General features: G+C 45.2%; 1 protein-coding gene. It reads left to right on the top strand.

Translation table 11 applies throughout. From position 1 onward, the window contains the following. The first annotated feature begins 621 nt into the window (after window positions 1-621). Window positions 622-25,899 carry a YSIRK-type signal peptide-containing protein gene (locus tag ACLV7Q_RS07830; protein WP_411866003.1) on the top strand — a complete coding sequence of 8,426 codons (25,278 nt, stop codon included), beginning with the start codon at window positions 622-624 and terminating at the stop codon, window positions 25,897-25,899.

The raw sequence follows: 25,899 nt of genomic DNA, 5'->3' as shown, positions 1-25,899 counted from the left end.
AGACTAGAACCGTACACACGCCACACCATACCACTATTACTAAAACATTGCTAGAAATGAATGTGTTTGTTACAATCGCTTTATCTAGTTCTTATTTTTGATATAATTTTTAGGCTTGAGTCACTTGATTTTGTTCAGTTGGCTTTTTTTGCTGTCCTTTTTCATGTGATAAACCTTTCAAGCCGTTTTTAGTATAGTAGATTGAAACTAGAATAGTACACACGCCAAACAACTACTGCTAAAACATTGTTAGAGATTACTTTAACTTTCCTACTCAATTTGTTTACATCTTATTTCAACCTGCTATAAGAGTTACGATACCAGGAGGGAGAGCACTGATAGAGGGTATTTTGCTGCTTTCTTGAAGACTTCTTAATCAGTTTTTTTCTGAAATAGAATCTCAAAAACCACCTATAAAAATAAGTGATAATATGGCTAAAAAAGTTCGCATTTTGCTGTTCAAATTTGTAAAAATAGGATATAATAATACTGTCTCGAAATTTGTCTTTTGACAAGTGTCGGAATAAAAAGAAACATATCCTTTCTTAAATACCTAAAATATTTAAGGGGGGGGGTATTTTTTAGTACCTCCAGAAAGGAAAAATGAGAGGTAATTCAATCATGAAAAAATCATATCGTGATGATAACGGGGAAAAGATTTTCCGTTACTCCATTCGTAAATATCATTTTGGTGCAGCCAGCGTTGCTGTTGCGGCCTTGATGTTTTTTGCGAATGGGGCTGTGGCGGCGAGTGAGACAATTACTCCAGCTACGACAAGTGATGTCGTTACGACAGGTTCTGATGGCAATGCAGATGGGGATCCAGAAGCCTCGGATGAGGGAGATTCCAAGAAAGCTCTGACTGACCAGTCAGCTGAACTCAAACCAGCCGATGAGCTAAAAGCAAAAGAAGCGCCAGCTGAGGAAGCTGAACAAGGTAAGGCTGTGTCTAAGCCTGCTGAGGTAGACTCTAACTCTGCTCAGCCAGAGTCTACTCAAGAACCTTCTCAAGCAGAGGGAGAAAAAGAGCAAGAACAGCCAGCTGCTGCTAATACAGAGGCGGCTAAATCAACTCAAGGCAATCTGCAAGCTTTATTGGAAAAACTAACGCTTAGCTCAATGAAGGCTCTCCACACTGAAGTGGAAGAAGGTCTCGCAAAGGCTAAGGCGGTCTTAGAGAATCCAAAAGCGACACAAGCGCAAGTTGACGAGCAAACAAGAGCTATGGAAGCCCTAATCAGCCGTGTCAACCAAGCCTTGACACCTGCCCTAGAAAATCCAACAATCTTGGAAAAAGCAGGTCTAGCATCTACAGACCTCACATCTACAGGTCTGACCTCTACCGGACTCGCCACTCCAGACGGAGCTGTAACTGAGCAACCAACCGGAGGGAACCGTCGTAGAAGAGGAGGCTTGAGCGCGGCAGCACCAGCTGCAAACTCAGTCAATCCATCTGCTGGAGGGGACGCAACAACTCCTGGAGCTGGCTCTCAAGCTACTCCACAGACGCTCCCAACCTACACCAATACAGAAGGTGAAAATGGTGTTTATGGACTAAAAGATGAATTAGAGTTCATCACTGAGCAACTCCGAGCTAACGGAGCATCAGCAGATAAAATCCAAGCAGCCAAGGCAGCTGCTGATAAGTTCAATGAAGCCTTCTCTAAAGGCGACACCATCAGTCAAGAAGATTTTAATGCTGCCCTGGTAGATCTGAAAAAATCACGTGAACTGATCGAAGGAGTTCTTGCTGAAAATGAAGCCAATGCAGGAGAAGTAACAGATCCGGCAAACCAAGTAGAGTCTGAAAATCCAAGTGAAAACAATGTAACCATCCAACCACGAACTAACATCACAGGATGGTCAGGTTTCCGCGGGATTCCAGCAGGTACTGCACTAAGACGTGCGCCACGTGCGGCTGATAGAGCTGCTAATGGTAGCTTTATTGATGCTAAAAGACATTATTTTGACAATGATTTTGACATCACCTCGCCATATACAAACTATACCTATGTTTATTGGAATAAGAAAAGTGTCCAAGCAGGTGATCGACCTGATGATGTTGCGGATATTATAAAATATCTAAAAGAAGATGTCGAAAGAACATCAACTGGTTTTAGATGGAGAATAACCATCAATCCGTCGCATGCTAATCTTGATAATGTAAGTTTTCTGTTTACTACACCATCGGGTCAGTCATTAAAATCAAATAGTGTAACCATAACCAAACAAACGAATCAAGGCTCTACTTCTTTCAATAGAGCAGCGAGCGGTGGTAAAGATGAGCTAGTTTCTACAATGGAAGCTGCTGGTTTTAGAGAAGTAAGCAAAGGAACGCCTAATAACACAAATGCTCCGGCTCCAAGTAATAATCTTGGAAGTCCTCTATATTATAATGTGAGTAGCGTGCTAGGATGGATACGTGAGGAAAAACAAGGTGGTTTCTATAATCGCGGTAATCCACGTGATGCAAATGCTTCAAATGGATATGAAAATCAAGATGAGCAAAACAAAAGTAATCAAAAAGCCCAACAGATAGTAAATTCTTCTGGTAACACTTATTATGGACGCCTAGAAGGAAATACGGCTTATCAAATTGAATTTGAGACGATTGGGGGGAACGGCCTCGACAAACTAGATTATCTGTCCAGTATAAAAGGTTTCCAAGACTCGCGTCGTTACTTTGGTTTGCAGATTCATTCTCGTTTGGATAGTGAGATTAAATCAACAGGGAACTTCCGTTTTGAACTTAGAAAAAATGGATATTTCCAAGTGGATCAAAATAACATTGCTGCAGAGTTTGGAACACAAGCATGGAACTATACTGTCAATCGAAACGGTAGAACCTACCAATCTGTACCGAATGGGGATTTTGATGCTACAGATCCACGTGTGAAAGGGATTGCTACTTATACAAATACTGACTATATTTGGGACTATAATGATTTTGACATTAGAAACTACGGTATTTACAAAGATAAGTCCGGGGCTACTATTCCAAACGGCTATAGCGAAGCCGAAAAGAAAAAACAAACGTTTGAGTTTTACAAAGGTACTACTACTACTACTACTAAGGAAATCACTACTGAAGTTGCGACTAAGCCAGGTGTTCACACTTATACCTATAGACGTTCTTTTGCAGATGGTTCACAAGATAAAGGTACTATTCACTTTGTCACGAAACCGAAAACGCCTGTGTTAGATACAGACTTTAGTGGACTAGATGAGGGACGCCATAACATCACGGCTAGCAATGGGACAGAAGGTTATAAGATGGTTCTGTTCAAAAAAGAACCGAACGGTTCTTTGACCAAGGTAGCTGAAAAACTTGCTGGAGCAGATGGACGTGCAACCTTTGAAAATGTTGATGTGAAACTTGGAGAATACCTTGTAAAAACAGTAGTAGATGGCGAATGGTTTGATTATAAAAACAAAGATGCTCAAGGGAATGATACACGTCACAAAACTGTAGAATCAGACGCATCAAATCTCAGAAAAACAAAACCTTTTAAAATGGGAGTTACGACGAATGGTCGTGACATCAAAGATGAGCGTGTGATAGAATACCCAGCTAACCAACAGGTAACGAATAACTCCATTAAGTTCATGGTGAAAGGGTCACGCCCAATTAAAAGCTTAACAATTAGCGGTGGAGACAATCTAGGAGTTAGATGGGAAACGAGTGGTATCAATTCAACAACTGCAACCATTCGAGCTGAGTCTGGGGTTTCTGGTATTGCAGCAAACAAAGCAGGAGTATATCCATTAACCATAACCGCAACAACAGATGATAATCAAACACAGACCTATACATCTAATCTTGCGATTCCACCAGTAAAAGCAAACTTCAGGACAACTACTAATGACTTAAACGGAAAAGCAAATGAAAAACCAGCTGTTAGAGCAACTACTGTGTCTGGATTGGCATCAAAAAGAATTGACAATGTAGACTATGAGTGGAAGGCCTTTCTAGTAAAAGGTGGAAATAACAACCAACAGAGCTTTATAGGAGAAGCAGTTAACTATGAAATTGTTGCTACTGCACCTATAAATGCAGATGGTTCGATTGAATTTGCAAGTACAAGCTATAAAAAAGATAAAATAGGAACAGATCAGCTTCGATTAGTTTCTGCTTTTGTAAGAAAAGGAACAGAAACTCCATTCAACGGAGATATGAAGAGTCCCCTTAGTGATGGAAGCATCCGAGCAAGCTTGCCTAACTTTGCTAAAGCACCAGAATTTGGGCGTGATGAGACTGGATTTACAGCTAAGATTGGTCATCTAAATGCCAACAAGGCAGAACTTCGCTATACAGATGGAGCAGGAACAGAGCATACAGTAGGATTTAGCAAGGTTGGTGCAAATTGGGAAAAAGATAATTCTAGCCAAAATGCGACGATTGCAGTCACAGCCGATACTAGTGGTGGAACAGCGACGGTGCATATTCCATTTGGAACAGCCAAACTAGGAACTGATCTTAAAGCCAAGCAAAAAGCAGCCGACACGAACTTCAGTACTGAAAGTACTTATCATGTTCCGGCAGACAGCAGTGCACCAAAAGTCAGTCTTGGAGATACCCTTCTTCCAACTACAGAAGCAGCTGCAAATCAAGTGCTTTATCGTGTCAAACAGGGACAAGATTTCATTCCTAAAATTAAAGTTTGGGATGATACAGGAAGCATCACCAAACTGGAAATTGCAAATACGCCAGCAGGAGTGACGCTGAATAAGTTCAACAATAACTTTACAGCGCAAACAAATGCAGACGATAGGAACAAATACACAGGCTCAACTATCAGTGGAAAAGTTGCAACAAGTCAGCGTGCAGGAGAGCATGTTGCCAAGATTACCGCAAAAGATGCCTACAACCATGAACAAACCTACTATCTACGTTATCAAATCCTTCCATCTACAGTAGAAGCTAAGCAAGCTAAGTTTGGACAAGTCTACGGTAAAGCCTTGCTCCATGGCGAAGACCCAGCCAACTATGTTCAATTTAAAGATAATGGAACGAATGTTGACAAACCTGCTGGAGTAGATGTGACTTGGCAGACAAAACCAAGTACAGCTGTGGCTGGATTGGACAAGACAGGACGTATCAAAATCACCTATCATGTAACCAATGAAAATGGGACAGTTACGGATCAGTATGAGTATGTTGATATTAACACTCCAGTCTATCATACGACAGTGAAGAACAATGGTATCTATGAAACAACCTTTGGTACTGATTTTACAACTTCTACTAACGCAGGCGATACCTATGTGACCCCTAATATAACAAATCATCTGCACTATTACTGGGAATCGAAGAAATATATAAATAACCAGAGAGATAGATCCGCTAACTACCTAGGGAAAAAGAGAGACAGTATTCAAGTGCTGTATCCAAATGATGCTGGTCAGGACGCTTATGATAATTTCCGTTCAGAGACTCTCCCTATATACTTTGTCGTTAAACCTGTAAAACCAAGCATTCAAACAAGTATTGGTAAGGTCGGACAAAACAGAGTAACGGTTAATAATGTCAATAGCGGAACAACCGTTGTGGTCTATGATGCTGCCGATCCAAAGAATCTCAGGGAATTAGGTCGTACAACGGTCGCTAATGAAGGAAATCACGCAATTAAAAACGGAGTTGAAGTCCCACTGAACTCTGGTGTAACCCTTAAAAAAGACCAGAAAATTGTGACTAAGGTCATCTATGAACCTACAAATAAAGACCAGCGTACAGATTCTGACGTCAGTGATACCTTAACAGTCAAAGAAAGCTTGGTTGCAAATGGTATTCACGTCATCAAGGGTGAGAGCTATACAGGGGCTGTCAAAGATCGTATCCGTTACAACGATAGTACAGATGCTGAACGTCGAACAGCACTTCCAGCCGATGCTACAGCAAGCTGGGCGCAAAATCCAAATTATACTACTTTGGGAACAAACAACTACACTGCCAATGTAACAGTGCCAGGACAAGGAAGCACGACAGTTAACGTGCCTGTGCATGTCTATGCACCAGCTAACTTGAAGGCAGCTTCTTACAATAACAAGCAAGGTACCCTATCAAATGGTGCCAATCCAGAAAACTATATTGAGTTTAAAGATGGAAATACAGTTGTCCCTAAACCAAATAATGTGACTGTGCGTTGGCAAGGTGGTGTAGCACCTCGAATCAATGCACCAGGTAACAATAGAGGGGTTATTGAGGTTGTTTATCCAGGAAATGCTGGAGTAAGCTCTACGGTTGTTAAGACCTTTACCGTTCAATTACCAACCTACCATACAACAGCTACTGCTACAGAGTACACTCGTACCATTGGCGAAAACTTTGCCAAAACAACTGCTCGCGACTATGCCACTACGCGAAACGGGAATGTAGGTGGTAGTCAGTACGTTTGGAAAAATGATGAGACTACCAACCGTGAATACAGTGCAGAAAACTGGGGCAAAGTCAATGGCGATTGGCTTGGTAAGAAGAAAAACAAGGTTAAGGTTTACTACGGAAATGATAACGGAAGCAACTCGCATTCTGAAAATCTAGCCGAAGAAACGGAAGAAATCACTTTCATCACCAAACCAAAAACACCAAGCGTCACTGCGACAGCTCTTAACGGAAAAGCTGGTCAACGTAACCAACAAGTGACAGTAAATAATGTCACACCAGGAACACGTTTGTATCTTTACAATGGTAATACTGTTGTTGGTCAAATGGATGTACCAAAAGGAAGTTCAGAGACTTATGCAAGTAGCAAAGATGTGACCATGACGCTCTCTAATGAGTTGCCATATTCTTCAAACATCCGAGCTAAAGTCGTCTACATGCCAGATAATAATGACCAGCGTGTAGAATCTGAATTTAGTGCAAGTGCTCAGTCAACAACGAGAGCACCACAGGCACCTACCATCAAGCAAAATCCAGAAGACTTGACTCTTAAATCAATCGTAGGACAAGAAGGTTCAAACAAGGCAACCTTGACCTATACAGATGCTAGTGGTCGTCAAAAAACAGTAGGATTCACCAAAACTGGAAATAATTGGAATAAAGATGACGCCAATGCAGACCGTACAATCTCTATTGTGAATGCAGATGGAGGACAAGGTGAAATCCGTATCCAAGCAGGAACTGCAAGAGAAGGTTCAACAGTAGCAGTTAACCAAAAAACAGCTACATCAGCCATCAGTGATAATAGCGAAACGAAAGTTTTAGGACGCTTGGAAGGTTTGACCAATGTAGCTCAAGCAGATGGTTCAGTTGATATTACTGTACCAGCTACGGCTACCAAGTTTGATTTGACCTACCGCAACCAGCAAAATAATACAACTGAAACACTTCACTATAGTAAAGACTCTCAAGGACGTTGGGGAAATGTGACAGGCATTACTGCTAACGGTAATCGCTTTACCTTGCCAAAAGGTTTGGTAGCGGACGGGAAAACCGTTTCTGTCATTGCATCAAATGACGATAAGACAACCAAGACGGTAACGAGCGATGCTAAGTTTGAAATGCCGGAAGCTACAACTCATAATCAGCGTGAGAATGGTGACGGTGTTATTAGTCTTTCAAGTACTGCTGACTCTGTGACGGTCACTTATACGGACAAACAAAACCATGCTAAAACGGTCACTGTAACGAAGAATGCTAGCAATCAGTGGGCAAGTACTGCTGCCTTGCCAGAAGGTGTAACCTTGACAGGTAATGAGCTTACTGTTGCTTATAAGAATGTTAATGACGGAAATGTGAGAACAGTTTCGACACGTGGTACTGGTAATGTTCGTTCTCAAGAGGCTGTCGAAAATATTGAACTGAGCCACAGACCGGTAAGCACTCAAGCGGTTGTTATCGCAGCAGGTGCGACACCGACAGATACTGATTTAGGACGTGGTGTGACAATTGACAAACGTTCTATCACTGCCAAGACAACACCGGCAGCTGTTCCAGCAGGAACAAGTGTAGATATTCCAGCAACCTTGACTTATAATGACGGTTCGACTGAGGACGTCACTATCACTGTCAAGTCTAAACCAACAGCTCCGACATTCAATGATCTCGAAGACCATGGAGAATTTAGCGGATTATCATCTGTTTCTAAGGTGATTTCTGGTACAGCTATGCCAGGTGCAGAAAAAGTTAAGTTGACTTTACAAGACGGTACTACAGTTAAAGAAATAACACCGAACGCAGATGGAAGTTGGTCTTATACTTTAGGAGCTACTGAATACTTGACGCAAAACTTCAGTGGAGTTCACAATCGTGTATTCAACGGAAATAAAGTAAAAGCTGTTCAAGTGAAAAACGGTGTAGAATCAGAAGAGGCTACTGCAAACGTTGCTCCAGGTCAAGCGACTATTGATCCTGTTTATAAGTCAGGACGTGCGATTACTGTGAATATTCCTCATGATGTTGAGGCTGGTTATATTCGTGTCAATGGAACGGACTATGGTATTCAAAAAGTCGGTGATACTTGGACAGTTGTCTCAACAGCATCAAATGCTGCCAAATTGGAGATTTCAAATACAGTTGTTGATCCAACGAATAAAGCTATCACCAAAGTGACCTTTAGTGTTAAGAATAATGACGATGCCTTGTACACACCACCATTTAAAATCGGAAATAGTCCTGTACAATTCAGAACGCACTATTCTAAAGATGGTAGGATTGGTATTCCAACCCCTGGTATTCAAGGAACAAGTGGATGGGCTGATTCTCCTGTACCTACAAATACCAAACCAACTGTAAACTTTACAGCTAATCATACGATTGAAGAAAACAAGGTATTTGCTTCTCCAACTGTAGAAGAGTTGAAGGATTACTTTGAAGGTCATGATGCTGAAGATGATGCAAACTTGACTGTAGGTTATGCAGCTTCAAGTAGAGGTAAATTACGTGTTCAAGTATTCACTCAAGACACTAACCAAGCAGTAAGGGCTAATGCTCAAGGACGTATTGAACCAGGAAATTACAGACTTGTCTTGTCTACGATTGACGCGGCAGATGCAGAGTCTGATCCGATTACACGAAATATCACAGTAAAAACTTACGCTGATGTTTATCGTGATAAGGTTCTTTATCCAACGAATGTTGATAAAGTGACTTATGATGATACAGCGATTAGTAATGGTAACTTTACACCAGCAGCCAAAACAAGCTTTAAAGAGAAAATCCAAGAAGCAAATCGTCAAAACACCCAACTTCCAAATAGCGCGACTTATAGCGTTGGAACTACGGATGATAAGACCAAAGTCGCTGTGATTAACTTCCCAGATGGTTCTACTATTGATATTTCACATACGCAAGTAGCCAAACCAACAGTGCCGACATTTAACGCAACTGTAGGAAGTGGCGAAGACGCCAAATTAAGTGATGTGGATCGTACGATTTCTGGTACAGCTCTTCAAAGTGCAACGAAGGTTGTATTGACCTTACAAACTGGTAGAGAAATATCTATAACAAAAGATTCAAGTAAAACCCCGGCTACATTAAATCCTGGAGAAGGGGTATTACAAGATGACGGTACATGGACATATAAACTAGAAAATAATATGTACTTGCGCCAAACAGACCAAACAGCTGAGATTGGTTCGTCAGACCAACCTGTTAAAGTGAAGCAAATTGTCTTTGAGGCGGAAAGTGATAATGCGGATATACGTGTAGCCAAAGAGCGTAATTTCGCAGGAAAAACCATTACAGCAGCTAAGGGAAGTCCAACTCTGACTGCCTTGAAAGCAGATGCTCGAAAAGGCATTACATATACTGAAAAGAATGTAGAAAAAGACTTCCCAGGTGACTTTACAGCTACATGGAAAGACGGACAGCCTGATGTTGAAACGGTCGGAACAAGAAAATATAAGATTCGATTAGCAGAGGTTGGTTCAAGTAGGGTCGACGAACGCGAGGTAACGATTACAGTTACTAATCCAGCACCAGCAGAGTTGACTCATGAGAACAAGCAAAATGGTACAACTCGTATTAAGTTACCAGATGATGCAGATAAAGTTGTGTTTACATTACCTGGGGATCAAAGAACGAAAGAGATTACTCTTACTTCAGCAAATAGTTGGGCATTACCAGCTGATTCAGGAATAGAAAAAGAAGGTAACTATTTAGTTGTTAAATCAAGTAGTATCGGTGGAAATCGCCGAATAACAGCAGTTGCCACTAAAGGTGAAGGAAATCTTAAGAGTGCAGAAACAGCAACGTCAATTACAGTACCTGAACATACAGTTGAAACGACTAAAATTAGTAAGGTAGTTGGCGGAAGTAATCCTACAAATGAAGAATTGTTGGGTGCTGTAACTGTTGATCATAAAGTGTCAGCAGCCTTAAAAAATGGTACGACTTATCCAACTACTCTTGGAACTCATACTATCGAAGTAGTAGTGACTTATGCAGATAATACTACAGAAATTGTCCCAGTTTCGTATGAAGTGAGATCTGCTGATAAGACAAAACTTACAGAAGCCAAAGACGCCTTGAAAGAAGACGTTAACGCAGGCGCAGCAACAGCTGGTAAGACAGAAGCAAGTAAACAAGCCTACGAAACAGCTAAGAACAACGCGAACACAGCGGTAACCGAAGCTGAAAACGTGATTGGCAACGCGAACGCAACCGAACAAGAGGTAGCGGATGCGAAAGCGAAAGTAGACGACGCTAAGGACAAACTTGATAAAGCCAAAGCAGGCTTGCAAGATGTCGATAAGACAAAACTTACAGAAGCCAAAGACGCCTTGAAAGAAGACGTTAACGCAGGCGCAGCAACAGCTGGTAAGACAGAAGCAAGTAAACAAGCCTACGAAACAGCTAAGAACAACGCGAACACAGCGGTAACCGAAGCTGAAAACGTGATTGGCAACGCGAACGCAACCGAACAAGAGGTAGCGGATGCGAAAGCGAAAGTAGACGACGCTAAGGACAAACTTGATAAAGCCAAAGCAGGCTTGCAAGATGTCGATAAGACAAAACTTACAGAAGCCAAAGACGCCTTGAAAGAAGACGTTAACGCAGGCGCAGCAACAGCTGGTAAGACAGAAGCAAGTAAACAAGCCTACGAAACAGCTAAGAACAACGCGAACACAGCGGTAACCGAAGCTGAAAACGTGATTGGCAACGCGAACGCAACCGAACAAGAGGTAGCGGATGCGAAAGCGAAAGTAGACGACGCTAAGGACAAACTTGATAAAGCCAAAGCAGGCTTGCAAGATGTCGATAAGACAAAACTTACAGAAGCCAAAGACGCCTTGAAAGAAGACGTTAACGCAGGCGCAGCAACAGCTGGTAAGACAGAAGCAAGTAAACAAGCCTACGAAACAGCTAAGAACAACGCGAACACAGCGGTAACCGAAGCTGAAAACGTGATTGGCAACGCGAACGCAACCGAACAAGAGGTAGCGGATGCGAAAGCGAAAGTAGACGACGCTAAGGACAAACTTGATAAAGCCAAAGCAGGCTTGCAAGATGTCGATAAGACAGAACTTACTCAAGCCAAAGACGGCTTGAAAGCAGACGTTGCCCAAGGCGCAGCAACAGCAGGTAAGACAGAAGCAAGTAAACAAGCTTATGAAGACGCGAAGACTAAAGCTAACGAAGCTGTAGAAAAAGCTGAGGAAGTGATTGCGAACGCGAACGCAACGGAACAAGACGTAGCGGATGCGAAAGCGAAAGTAGAGGCAGCTAAGCAAAAACTTGCGGAAGCCAAAGCAGGCTTGCAAGATGTCGATAAGACAAAACTTACTCAAGCCAAAGACGCCTTGAAAGAAGACGTTAACGCAGGCGCAGCAACAGCAGGTAAGACAGAAGCAAGTAAACAAGCTTATGAAGACGCGAAGACTAAAGCTAACGAAGCTGTAGAAAAAGCTGAGGAAGTGATTGCGAACGCGAACGCAACGGAACAAGACGTAGCGGATGCGAAAGCGAAAGTAGAGGCAGCTAAGCAAAAACTTGCGGAAGCCAAAGCAGGCTTGCAAGATGTCGATAAGACAGAACTTACTCAAGCCAAAGACGCCTTGAAAGAAGACGTTAACGCAGGCGCAGCAACAGCTGGTAAGACAGAAGCAAGTAAAGCAGCCTACGAAACAGCTAAGAACAACGCGAACACAGCGGTAACCGAAGCTGAAAACGTGATTGGCAACGCGAACGCAACCGAACAAGAGGTAGCGGATGCGAAAGCGAAAGTAGACGACGCTAAGGACAAACTTGATAAAGCCAAAGCAGGCTTGCAAGATGTCGATAAGACAAAACTTACTCAAGCCAAAGACGCCTTGAAAGAAGACGTTAACGCAGGCGCAGCAACAGCAGGTAAGACAGAAGCAAGTAAAGCAGCCTACGAAACAGCTAAGAACAACGCGAACACAGCGGTAACCGAAGCTGAAAACGTGATTGGCAACGCGAACGCAACCGAACAAGAGGTAGCGGATGCGAAAGCGAAAGTAGACGACGCTAAGGACAAACTTGATAAAGCCAAAGCAGGCTTGCAAGATGTCGATAAGACAAAACTTACTCAAGCCAAAGACGCCTTGAAAGAAGACGTTAACGCAGGCGCAGCAACAGCTGGTAAGACAGAAGCAAGTAAAGCAGCCTACGAAACAGCTAAGAACAACGCGAACACAGCGGTAACCGAAGCTGAAAACGTGATTGGCAACGCGAACGCAACCGAACAAGAGGTAGCGGATGCGAAAGCGAAAGTAGACGACGCTAAGGACAAACTTGATAAAGCCAAAGCAGGCTTGCAAGATGTCGATAAGACAAAACTTACTCAAGCCAAAGACGCCTTGAAAGAAGACGTTAACGCAGGCGCAGCAACAGCTGGTAAGACAGAAGCAAGTAAAGCAGCCTACGAAACAGCTAAGAACAACGCGAACACAGCGGTAACCGAAGCTGAAAACGTGATTGGCAACGCGAACGCAACCGAACAAGAGGTAGCGGATGCGAAAGCGAAAGTAGACGACGCTAAGGACAAACTTGATAAAGCCAAAGCAGGCTTGCAAGATGTCGATAAGACAAAACTTACTCAAGCCAAAGACGCCTTGAAAGAAGACGTTAACGCAGGCGCAGCAACAGCTGGTAAGACAGAAGCAAGTAAAGCAGCCTACGAAACAGCTAAGAACAACGCGAACACAGCGGTAACCGAAGCTGAAAACGTGATTGGCAACGCGAACGCAACCGAACAAGAGGTAGCGGATGCGAAAGCGAAAGTAGACGACGCTAAGGACAAACTTGATAAAGCCAAAGCAGGCTTGCAAGATGTCGATAAGACAAAACTTACTCAAGCCAAAGACGCCTTGAAAGAAGACGTTAACGCAGGCGCAGCAACAGCTGGTAAGACAGAAGCAAGTAAAGCAGCCTACGAAACAGCTAAGAACAACGCGAACACAGCGGTAACCGAAGCTGAAAACGTGATTGGCAACGCGAACGCAACCGAACAAGAGGTAGCGGATGCGAAAGCGAAAGTAGACGACGCTAAGGACAAACTTGATAAAGCCAAAGCAGGCTTGCAAGATGTCGATAAGACAAAACTTACTCAAGCCAAAGACGCCTTGAAAGAAGACGTTAACGCAGGCGCAGCAACAGCAGGTAAGACAGAAGCAAGTAAACAAGCTTATGAAGACGCGAAGACTAAAGCTAACGAAGCTGTAGAAAAAGCTGAGGAAGTGATTGCGAACGCGAACGCAACGGAACAAGACGTAGCGGATGCGAAAGCGAAAGTAGAGGCAGCTAAGGACAAACTTGATAAAGCCAAAGCAGGCTTGCAAGATGTCGATAAGACAAAACTTACTCAAGCCAAAGACGCCTTGAAAGAAGACGTTAACGCAGGCGCAGCAACAGCTGGTAAGACAGAAGCAAGTAAAGCAGCCTACGAAACAGCTAAGAACAACGCGAACACAGCGGTAACCGAAGCTGAAAACGTGATTGGCAACGCGAACGCAACCGAACAAGAGGTAGCGGATGCGAAAGCGAAAGTAGACGACGCTAAGGACAAACTTGATAAAGCCAAAGCAGGCTTGCAAGATGTCGATAAGACAAAACTTACTCAAGCCAAAGACGCCTTGAAAGAAGACGTTAACGCAGGCGCAGCAACAGCTGGTAAGACAGAAGCAAGTAAAGCAGCCTACGAAACAGCTAAGAACAACGCGAACACAGCGGTAACCGAAGCTGAAAACGTGATTGGCAACGCGAACGCAACCGAACAAGAGGTAGCGGATGCGAAAGCGAAAGTAGACGACGCTAAGGACAAACTTGATAAAGCCAAAGCAGGCTTGCAAGATGTCGATAAGACAAAACTTACTCAAGCCAAAGACGCCTTGAAAGAAGACGTTAACGCAGGCGCAGCAACAGCAGGTAAGACAGAAGCAAGTAAACAAGCTTATGAAGACGCGAAGACTAAAGCTAACGAAGCTGTAGAAAAAGCTGAGGAAGTGATTGCGAACGCGAACGCAACGGAACAAGACGTAGCGGATGCGAAAGCGAAAGTAGAGGCAGCTAAGCAAAAACTTGCGGAAGCCAAAGCAGGCTTGCAAGATGTCGATAAGACAGAACTTACTCAAGCCAAAGACGCCTTGAAAGAAGACGTTAACGCAGGCGCAGCAACAGCTGGTAAGACAGAAGCAAGTAAAGCAGCCTACGAAACAGCTAAGAACAACGCGAACACAGCGGTAACCGAAGCTGAAAACGTGATTGGCAACGCGAACGCAACCGAACAAGAGGTAGCGGATGCGAAAGCGAAAGTAGACGACGCTAAGGACAAACTTGATAAAGCCAAAGCAGGCTTGCAAGATGTCGATAAGACAGAACTTACTCAAGCCAAAGACGCCTTGAAAGAAGACGTTAACGCAGGCGCAGCAACAGCTGGTAAGACAGAAGCAAGTAAAGCAGCCTACGAAACAGCTAAGAACAACGCGAACACAGCGGTAACCGAAGCTGAAAACGTGATTGGCAACGCGAACGCAACCGAACAAGAGGTAGCGGATGCGAAAGCGAAAGTAGACGACGCTAAGGACAAACTTGATAAAGCCAAAGCAGGCTTGCAAGATGTCGATAAGACAAAACTTACTCAAGCCAAAGACGCCTTGAAAGAAGACGTTAACGCAGGCGCAGCAACAGCTGGTAAGACAGAAGCAAGTAAAGCAGCCTACGAAACAGCTAAGAACAACGCGAACACAGCGGTAACCGAAGCTGAAAACGTGATTGGCAACGCGAACGCAACCGAACAAGAGGTAGCGGATGCGAAAGCGAAAGTAGACGACGCTAAGGACAAACTTGATAAAGCCAAAGCAGGCTTGCAAGATGTCGATAAGACAAAACTTACTCAAGCCAAAGACGCCTTGAAAGAAGACGTTAACGCAGGCGCAGCAACAGCTGGTAAGACAGAAGCAAGTAAAGCAGCCTACGAAACAGCTAAGAACAACGCGAACACAGCGGTAACCGAAGCTGAAAACGTGATTGGCAACGCGAACGCAACCGAACAAGAGGTAGCGGATGCGAAAGCGAAAGTAGACGACGCTAAGGACAAACTTGATAAAGCCAAAGCAGGCTTGCAAGATGTCGATAAGACAAAACTTACTCAAGCCAAAGACGCCTTGAAAGAAGACGTTAACGCAGGCGCAGCAACAGCAGGTAAGACAGAAGCAAGTAAAGCAGCCTACGAAACAGCTAAGAACAACGCGAACACAGCGGTAACCGAAGCTGAAAACGTGATTGGCAACGCGAACGCAACCGAACAAGAGGTAGCGGATGCGAAAGCGAAAGTAGACGACGCTAAGGACAAACTTGATAAAGCCAAAGCAGGCTTGCAAGATGTCGATAAGACAAAACTTACTCAAGCCAAAGACGCCTTGAAAGAAGACGTTAACGCAGGCGCAGCAACAGCTGGTAAGACAGAAGCAAGTAAAGCAGCCTACGAAACAGCTAAGAACAACGCGAACACAGCGGTAACCGAAGCTGAAAACGTGATTGGCAACGCGAACGCAACCGAACAAGAGGTAGCGGATGCGAAAGCGAAAGTAGACGACGCTAAGGACAAACTTGATAAAGCCAAAGCAGGCTTGCAAGATGTCGATAAGACAAAACTTACTCAAGCCAAAGACGCCTTGAAAGAAGACGTTAACGCAGGCGCAGCAACAGCAGGTAAGACAGAAGCAAGTAAACAAGCTTATGAAGACGCGAAGACTAAAGCTAACGAAGCTGTAGAAAAAGCTGAGGAAGTGATTGCGAACGCGAACGCAACGGAACAAGACGTAGCGGATGCGAAAGCGAAAGTAGAGGCAGCTAAGCAAAAACTTGCGGAAGCCAAAGCAGGCTTGCAAGATGTCGATAAGACAGAACTTACTCAAGCCAAAGACGCCTTGAAAGAAGACGTTAACGCAGGCGCAGCAACAGCTGGTAAGACAGAAGCAAGTAAAGCAGCCTACGAAACAGCTAAGAACAACGCGAACACAGCGGTAACCGAAGCTGAAAACGTGATTGGCAACGCGAACGCAACCGAACAAGAGGTAGCGGATGCGAAAGCGAAAGTAGACGACGCTAAGGACAAACTTGATAAAGCCAAAGCAGGCTTGCAAGATGTCGATAAGACAAAACTTACTCAAGCCAAAGACGCCTTGAAAGAAGACGTTAACGCAGGCGCAGCAACAGCAGGTAAGACAGAAGCAAGTAAAGCAGCCTACGAAACAGCTAAGAACAACGCGAACACAGCGGTAACCGAAGCTGAAAACGTGATTGGCAACGCGAACGCAACCGAACAAGAGGTAGCGGATGCGAAAGCGAAAGTAGACGACGCTAAGGACAAACTTGATAAAGCCAAAGCAGGCTTGCAAGATGTCGATAAGACAAAACTTACTCAAGCCAAAGACGCCTTGAAAGAAGACGTTAACGCAGGCGCAGCAACAGCTGGTAAGACAGAAGCAAGTAAAGCAGCCTACGAAACAGCTAAGAACAACGCGAACACAGCGGTAACCGAAGCTGAAAACGTGATTGGCAACGCGAACGCAACCGAACAAGAGGTAGCGGATGCGAAAGCGAAAGTAGACGACGCTAAGGACAAACTTGATAAAGCCAAAGCAGGCTTGCAAGATGTCGATAAGACAAAACTTACTCAAGCCAAAGACGCCTTGAAAGAAGACGTTAACGCAGGCGCAGCAACAGCTGGTAAGACAGAAGCAAGTAAAGCAGCCTACGAAACAGCTAAGAACAACGCGAACACAGCGGTAACCGAAGCTGAAAACGTGATTGGCAACGCGAACGCAACCGAACAAGAGGTAGCGGATGCGAAAGCGAAAGTAGACGACGCTAAGGACAAACTTGATAAAGCCAAAGCAGGCTTGCAAGATGTCGATAAGACAAAACTTACTCAAGCCAAAGACGCCTTGAAAGAAGACGTTAACGCAGGCGCAGCAACAGCTGGTAAGACAGAAGCAAGTAAAGCAGCCTACGAAACAGCTAAGAACAACGCGAACACAGCGGTAACCGAAGCTGAAAACGTGATTGGCAACGCGAACGCAACCGAACAAGAGGTAGCGGATGCGAAAGCGAAAGTAGACGACGCTAAGGACAAACTTGATAAAGCCAAAGCAGGCTTGCAAGATGTCGATAAGACAGAACTTACTCAAGCCAAAGACGGCTTGAAAGCAGACGTTGCCCAAGGCGCAGCAACAGCAGGTAAGACAGAAGCAAGTAAACAAGCTTATGAAGACGCGAAGACTAAAGCTAACGAAGCTGTAGAAAAAGCTGAGGAAGTGATTGCGAACGCGAACGCAACGGAACAAGACGTAGCGGATGCGAAAGCGAAAGTAGACGACGCTAAGGACAAACTTGATAAAGCCAAAGCAGGCTTGCAAGATGTCGATAAGACAAAACTTACTCAAGCCAAAGACGCCTTGAAAGAAGACGTTAACGCAGGCGCAGCAACAGCTGGTAAGACAGAAGCAAGTAAAGCAGCCTACGAAACAGCTAAGAACAACGCGAACACAGCGGTAACCGAAGCTGAAAACGTGATTGGCAACGCGAACGCAACCGAACAAGAGGTAGCGGATGCGAAAGCGAAAGTAGACGACGCTAAGGACAAACTTGATAAAGCCAAAGCAGGCTTGCAAGATGTCGATAAGACAAAACTTACTCAAGCCAAAGACGCCTTGAAAGAAGACGTTAACGCAGGCGCAGCAACAGCAGGTAAGACAGAAGCAAGTAAACAAGCTTATGAAGACGCGAAGACTAAAGCTAACGAAGCTGTAGAAAAAGCTGAGGAAGTGATTGCGAACGCGAACGCAACGGAACAAGACGTAGCGGATGCGAAAGCGAAAGTAGAGGCAGCTAAGCAAAAACTTGCGGAAGCCAAAGCAGGCTTGCAAGATGTCGATAAGACAGAACTTACTCAAGCCAAAGACGGCTTGAAAGCAGACGTTGCCCAAGGCGCAGCAACAGCAGGTAAGACAGAAGCAAGTAAACAAGCTTATGAAGACGCGAAGACTAAAGCTAACGAAGCTGTAGAAAAAGCTGAGGAAGTGATTGCGAACGCGAACGCAACGGAACAAGACGTAGCGGATGCGAAAGCGAAAGTAGACGACGCTAAGGACAAACTTGATAAAGCCAAAGCAGGCTTGCAAGATGTCGATAAGACAAAACTTACTCAAGCCAAAGACGCCTTGAAAGAAGACGTTAACGCAGGCGCAGCAACAGCTGGTAAGACAGAAGCAAGTAAAGCAGCCTACGAAACAGCTAAGAACAACGCGAACACAGCGGTAACCGAAGCTGAAAACGTGATTGGCAACGCGAACGCAACCGAACAAGAGGTAGCGGATGCGAAAGCGAAAGTAGACGACGCTAAGGACAAACTTGATAAAGCCAAAGCAGGCTTGCAAGATGTCGATAAGACAAAACTTACTCAAGCCAAAGACGCCTTGAAAGAAGACGTTAACGCAGGCGCAGCAACAGCTGGTAAGACAGAAGCAAGTAAAGCAGCCTACGAAACAGCTAAGAACAACGCGAACACAGCGGTAACCGAAGCTGAAAACGTGATTGGCAACGCGAACGCAACCGAACAAGAGGTAGCGGATGCGAAAGCGAAAGTAGACGACGCTAAGGACAAACTTGATAAAGCCAAAGCAGGCTTGCAAGATGTCGATAAGACAAAACTTACTCAAGCCAAAGACGCCTTGAAAGAAGACGTTAACGCAGGCGCAGCAACAGCAGGTAAGACAGAAGCAAGTAAACAAGCTTATGAAGACGCGAAGACTAAAGCTAACGAAGCTGTAGAAAAAGCTGAGGAAGTGATTGCGAACGCGAACGCAACGGAACAAGACGTAGCGGATGCGAAAGCGAAAGTAGAGGCAGCTAAGCAAAAACTTGCGGAAGCCAAAGCAGGCTTGCAAGATGTCGATAAGACAGAACTTACTCAAGCCAAAGACGCCTTGAAAGAAGACGTTAACGCAGGCGCAGCAACAGCTGGTAAGACAGAAGCAAGTAAAGCAGCCTACGAAACAGCTAAGAACAACGCGAACACAGCGGTAACCGAAGCTGAAAACGTGATTGGCAACGCGAACGCAACCGAACAAGAGGTAGCGGATGCGAAAGCGAAAGTAGACGACGCTAAGGACAAACTTGATAAAGCCAAAGCAGGCTTGCAAGATGTCGATAAGACAAAACTTACTCAAGCCAAAGACGCCTTGAAAGAAGACGTTAACGCAGGCGCAGCAACAGCAGGTAAGACAGAAGCAAGTAAAGCAGCCTACGAAACAGCTAAGAACAACGCGAACACAGCGGTAACCGAAGCTGAAAACGTGATTGGCAACGCGAACGCAACCGAACAAGAGGTAGCGGATGCGAAAGCGAAAGTAGACGACGCTAAGGACAAACTTGATAAAGCCAAAGCAGGCTTGCAAGATGTCGATAAGACAAAACTTACTCAAGCCAAAGACGCCTTGAAAGAAGACGTTAACGCAGGCGCAGCAACAGCTGGTAAGACAGAAGCAAGTAAAGCAGCCTACGAAACAGCTAAGAACAACGCGAACACAGCGGTAACCGAAGCTGAAAACGTGATTGGCAACGCGAACGCAACCGAACAAGAGGTAGCGGATGCGAAAGCGAAAGTAGACGACGCTAAGGACAAACTTGATAAAGCCAAAGCAGGCTTGCAAGATGTCGATAAGACAAAACTTACTCAAGCCAAAGACGCCTTGAAAGAAGACGTTAACGCAGGCGCAGCAACAGCAGGTAAGACAGAAGCAAGTAAACAAGCTTATGAAGACGCGAAGACTAAAGCTAACGAAGCTGTAGAAAAAGCTGAGGAAGTGATTGCGAACGCGAACGCAACGGAACAAGACGTAGCGGATGCGAAAGCGAAAGTAGAGGCAGCTAAGCAAAAACTTGCGGAAGCCAAAGCAGGCTTGCAAGATGTCGATAAGACAGAACTTACTCAAGCCAAAGACGCCTTGAAAGAAGACGTTAACGCAGGCGCAGCAACAGCTGGTAAGACAGAAGCAAGTAAAGCAGCCTACGAAACAGCTAAGAACAACGCGAACACAGCGGTAACCGAAGCTGAAAACGTGATTGGCAACGCGAACGCAACCGAACAAGAGGTAGCGGATGCGAAAGCGAAAGTAGACGACGCTAAGGACAAACTTGATAAAGCCAAAGCAGGCTTGCAAGATGTCGATAAGACAAAACTTACTCAAGCCAAAGACGCCTTGAAAGAAGACGTTAACGCAGGCGCAGCAACAGCTGGTAAGACAGAAGCAAGTAAAGCAGCCTACGAAACAGCTAAGAACAACGCGAACACAGCGGTAACCGAAGCTGAAAACGTGATTGGCAACGCGAACGCAACCGAACAAGAGGTAGCGGATGCGAAAGCGAAAGTAGACGACGCTAAGGACAAACTTGATAAAGCCAAAGCAGGCTTGCAAGATGTCGATAAGACAAAACTTACTCAAGCCAAAGACGCCTTGAAAGAAGACGTTAACGCAGGCGCAGCAACAGCAGGTAAGACAGAAGCAAGTAAACAAGCTTATGAAGACGCGAAGACTAAAGCTAACGAAGCTGTAGAAAAAGCTGAGGAAGTGATTGCGAACGCGAACGCAACGGAACAAGACGTAGCGGATGCGAAAGCGAAAGTAGAGGCAGCTAAGCAAAAACTTGCGGAAGCCAAAGCAGGCTTGCAAGATGTCGATAAGACAGAACTTACTCAAGCCAAAGACGGCTTGAAAGCAGACGTTGCCCAAGGCGCAGCAACAGCAGGTAAGACAGAAGCAAGTAAAGCAGCCTACGAAACAGCTAAGAACAACGCGAACACAGCGGTAACCGAAGCTGAAAACGTGATTGGCAACGCGAACGCAACCGAACAAGAGGTAGCGGATGCGAAAGCGAAAGTAGACGACGCTAAGGACAAACTTGATAAAGCCAAAGCAGGCTTGCAAGATGTCGATAAGACAAAACTTACTCAAGCCAAAGACGCCTTGAAAGAAGACGTTAACGCAGGCGCAGCAACAGCTGGTAAGACAGAAGCAAGTAAAGCAGCCTACGAAACAGCTAAGAACAACGCGAACACAGCGGTAACCGAAGCTGAAAACGTGATTGGCAACGCGAACGCAACCGAACAAGAGGTAGCGGATGCGAAAGCGAAAGTAGACGACGCTAAGGACAAACTTGATAAAGCCAAAGCAGGCTTGCAAGATGTCGATAAGACAAAACTTACTCAAGCCAAAGACGCCTTGAAAGAAGACGTTAACGCAGGCGCAGCAACAGCAGGTAAGACAGAAGCAAGTAAACAAGCTTATGAAGACGCGAAGACTAAAGCTAACGAAGCTGTAGAAAAAGCTGAGGAAGTGATTGCGAACGCGAACGCAACGGAACAAGACGTAGCGGATGCGAAAGCGAAAGTAGAGGCAGCTAAGCAAAAACTTGCGGAAGCCAAAGCAGGCTTGCAAGATGTCGATAAGACAGAACTTACTCAAGCCAAAGACGCCTTGAAAGAAGACGTTAACGCAGGCGCAGCAACAGCTGGTAAGACAGAAGCAAGTAAAGCAGCCTACGAAACAGCTAAGAACAACGCGAACACAGCGGTAACCGAAGCTGAAAACGTGATTGGCAACGCGAACGCAACCGAACAAGAGGTAGCGGATGCGAAAGCGAAAGTAGACGACGCTAAGGACAAACTTGATAAAGCCAAAGCAGGCTTGCAAGATGTCGATAAGACAAAACTTACTCAAGCCAAAGACGCCTTGAAAGAAGACGTTAACGCAGGCGCAGCAACAGCAGGTAAGACAGAAGCAAGTAAAGCAGCCTACGAAACAGCTAAGAACAACGCGAACACAGCGGTAACCGAAGCTGAAAACGTGATTGGCAACGCGAACGCAACCGAACAAGAGGTAGCGGATGCGAAAGCGAAAGTAGACGACGCTAAGGACAAACTTGATAAAGCCAAAGCAGGCTTGCAAGATGTCGATAAGACAAAACTTACTCAAGCCAAAGACGCCTTGAAAGAAGACGTTAACGCAGGCGCAGCAACAGCTGGTAAGACAGAAGCAAGTAAAGCAGCCTACGAAACAGCTAAGAACAACGCGAACACAGCGGTAACCGAAGCTGAAAACGTGATTGGCAACGCGAACGCAACCGAACAAGAGGTAGCGGATGCGAAAGCGAAAGTAGACGACGCTAAGGACAAACTTGATAAAGCCAAAGCAGGCTTGCAAGATGTCGATAAGACAAAACTTACTCAAGCCAAAGACGCCTTGAAAGAAGACGTTAACGCAGGCGCAGCAACAGCAGGTAAGACAGAAGCAAGTAAACAAGCTTATGAAGACGCGAAGACTAAAGCTAACGAAGCTGTAGAAAAAGCTGAGGAAGTGATTGCGAACGCGAACGCAACGGAACAAGACGTAGCGGATGCGAAAGCGAAAGTAGAGGCAGCTAAGCAAAAACTTGCGGAAGCCAAAGCAGGCTTGCAAGATGTCGATAAGACAGAACTTACTCAAGCCAAAGACGCCTTGAAAGAAGACGTTAACGCAGGCGCAGCAACAGCTGGTAAGACAGAAGCAAGTAAAGCAGCCTACGAAACAGCTAAGAACAACGCGAACACAGCGGTAACCGAAGCTGAAAACGTGATTGGCAACGCGAACGCAACCGAACAAGAGGTAGCGGATGCGAAAGCGAAAGTAGACGACGCTAAGGACAAACTTGATAAAGCCAAAGCAGGCTTGCAAGATGTCGATAAGACAAAACTTACTCAAGCCAAAGACGCCTTGAAAGAAGACGTTAACGCAGGCGCAGCAACAGCTGGTAAGACAGAAGCAAGTAAAGCAGCCTACGAAACAGCTAAGAACAACGCGAACACAGCGGTAACCGAAGCTGAAAACGTGATTGGCAACGCGAACGCAACCGAACAAGAGGTAGCGGATGCGAAAGCGAAAGTAGACGACGCTAAGGACAAACTTGATAAAGCCAAAGCAGGCTTGCAAGATGTCGATAAGACAAAACTTACTCAAGCCAAAGACGCCTTGAAAGAAGACGTTAACGCAGGCGCAGCAACAGCTGGTAAGACAGAAGCAAGTAAAGCAGCCTACGAAACAGCTAAGAACAACGCGAACACAGCGGTAACCGAAGCTGAAAACGTGATTGGCAACGCGAACGCAACCGAACAAGAGGTAGCGGATGCGAAAGCGAAAGTAGACGACGCTAAGGACAAACTTGATAAAGCCAAAGCAGGCTTGCAAGATGTCGATAAGACAGAACTTACTCAAGCCAAAGACGGCTTGAAAGCAGACGTTGCCCAAGGCGCAGCAACAGCAGGTAAGACAGAAGCAAGTAAACAAGCTTATGAAGACGCGAAGACTAAAGCTAACGAAGCTGTAGAAAAAGCTGAGGAAGTGATTGCGAACGCGAACGCAACGGAACAAGACGTAGCGGATGCGAAAGCGAAAGTAGAGGCAGCTAAGCAAAAACTTGCGGAAGCCAAAGCAGGCTTGCAAGATGTCGATAAGACAGAACTTACTCAAGCCAAAGACGGCTTGAAAGCAGACGTTGCCCAAGGCGCAGCAACAGCAGGTAAGACAGAAGCAAGTAAAGCAGCCTACGAAACAGCTAAGAACAACGCGAACACAGCGGTAACCGAAGCTGAAAACGTGATTGGCAACGCGAACGCAACCGAACAAGAGGTAGCGGATGCGAAAGCGAAAGTAGACGACGCTAAGGACAAACTTGATAAAGCCAAAGCAGGCTTGCAAGATGTCGATAAGACAAAACTTACTCAAGCCAAAGACGCCTTGAAAGAAGACGTTAACGCAGGCGCAGCAACAGCTGGTAAGACAGAAGCAAGTAAAGCAGCCTACGAAACAGCTAAGAACAACGCGAACACAGCGGTAACCGAAGCTGAAAACGTGATTGGCAACGCGAACGCAACCGAACAAGAGGTAGCGGATGCGAAAGCGAAAGTAGACGACGCTAAGGACAAACTTGATAAAGCCAAAGCAGGCTTGCAAGATGTCGATAAGACAAAACTTACTCAAGCCAAAGACGCCTTGAAAGAAGACGTTAACGCAGGCGCAGCAACAGCAGGTAAGACAGAAGCAAGTAAACAAGCTTATGAAGACGCGAAGACTAAAGCTAACGAAGCTGTAGAAAAAGCTGAGGAAGTGATTGCGAACGCGAACGCAACGGAACAAGACGTAGCGGATGCGAAAGCGAAAGTAGAGGCAGCTAAGCAAAAACTTGCGGAAGCCAAAGCAGGCTTGCAAGATGTCGATAAGACAGAACTTACTCAAGCCAAAGACGGCTTGAAAGCAGACGTTGCCCAAGGCGCAGCAACAGCAGGTAAGACAGAAGCAAGTAAACAAGCTTATGAAGACGCGAAGACTAAAGCTAACGAAGCTGTAGAAAAAGCTGAGGAAGTGATTGCGAACGCGAACGCAACGGAACAAGACGTAGCGGATGCGAAAGCGAAAGTAGAGGCAGCTAAGCAAAAACTTGCGGAAGCCAAAGCAGGCTTGCAAGATGTCGATAACATCAATCCTCAGCCTGCTCCTCGTCCAAATCCAACACCAACTCCACGTCCTGACGACAGTACTAACACTAATAACGGCGGTACTAACACTAACAATGGTGGCAACACTGACGACAGTGCTAACACTAACAATGGTGGCAATACTAACAGCGGCGGTACTACCACTCCTGCTGATAGCAATAGCAATAATGCGACACCAGGTAACAGTGGCAACACTCCAGCGCCTAGTGTGACGACCGACGATAGTAGCAACACCACCCCTGCTACTCCATCGTCTACTGTTGGACAGGCTCAAGCAAGTACTCCAGCTCAAGAAACACCAGTTTCTACAAGCACTCCAAGCAATTCAGGCGATACAGCAACTCCTAGTGAGACTCGTCCTGTTGACAAGTCTGAACTTGCTCGATTGGTTGAAGAATTGGAAACTCGTTTGAAAGACTTGGATGGTATTGATCAATCTGTCATCGACGCTGCGAAGATTATTCTCGGAGAGGGTCAAGAAGCCCTTAGAAATGCTGACTTGACAGAAGCAGGCTTGAGAGAGATGACTGCCAAGGTCAAAGAAGCACTCGCATCCTTGAAAGGCAAGCAAGCGACTAAGGATGAAGAAGAAACGAAAGAAACAAGGAAAGAGCAAGGTCATCTTCCATACGGTACGATGATTGGCAGCCTTCTCGCCCTTCTTGGTCTCCTTCTCTTCCTCATCGCGCGTCGTAAGAAAGAGTCAGAACTCAAGAAATTGACCAAGGAATTAACTAAGGTTCTGCAAGAAAGCGACCTTACAAATGTAGATGCGAAAGTTCTCGACAAAGCACGAGAAACTCTCGCTCAAGCAGTTGCCTTCCTAGCCAATGAGAAAGAGTCTGACCACACAGAAGATGAGTTGATTGATAAACTCAAAGCTATTCTTACTCAGTTAAGATAA

Source organism: Streptococcus mitis, from assembly GCF_965111725.1.
Taxonomy (GTDB): Bacteria; Bacillota; Bacilli; order Lactobacillales; family Streptococcaceae; genus Streptococcus; species Streptococcus mitis_DV.
The sequence above is the reverse complement of the archived record's forward strand: the minus strand, read 5'-3'. Positions and strand labels throughout refer to the sequence as shown.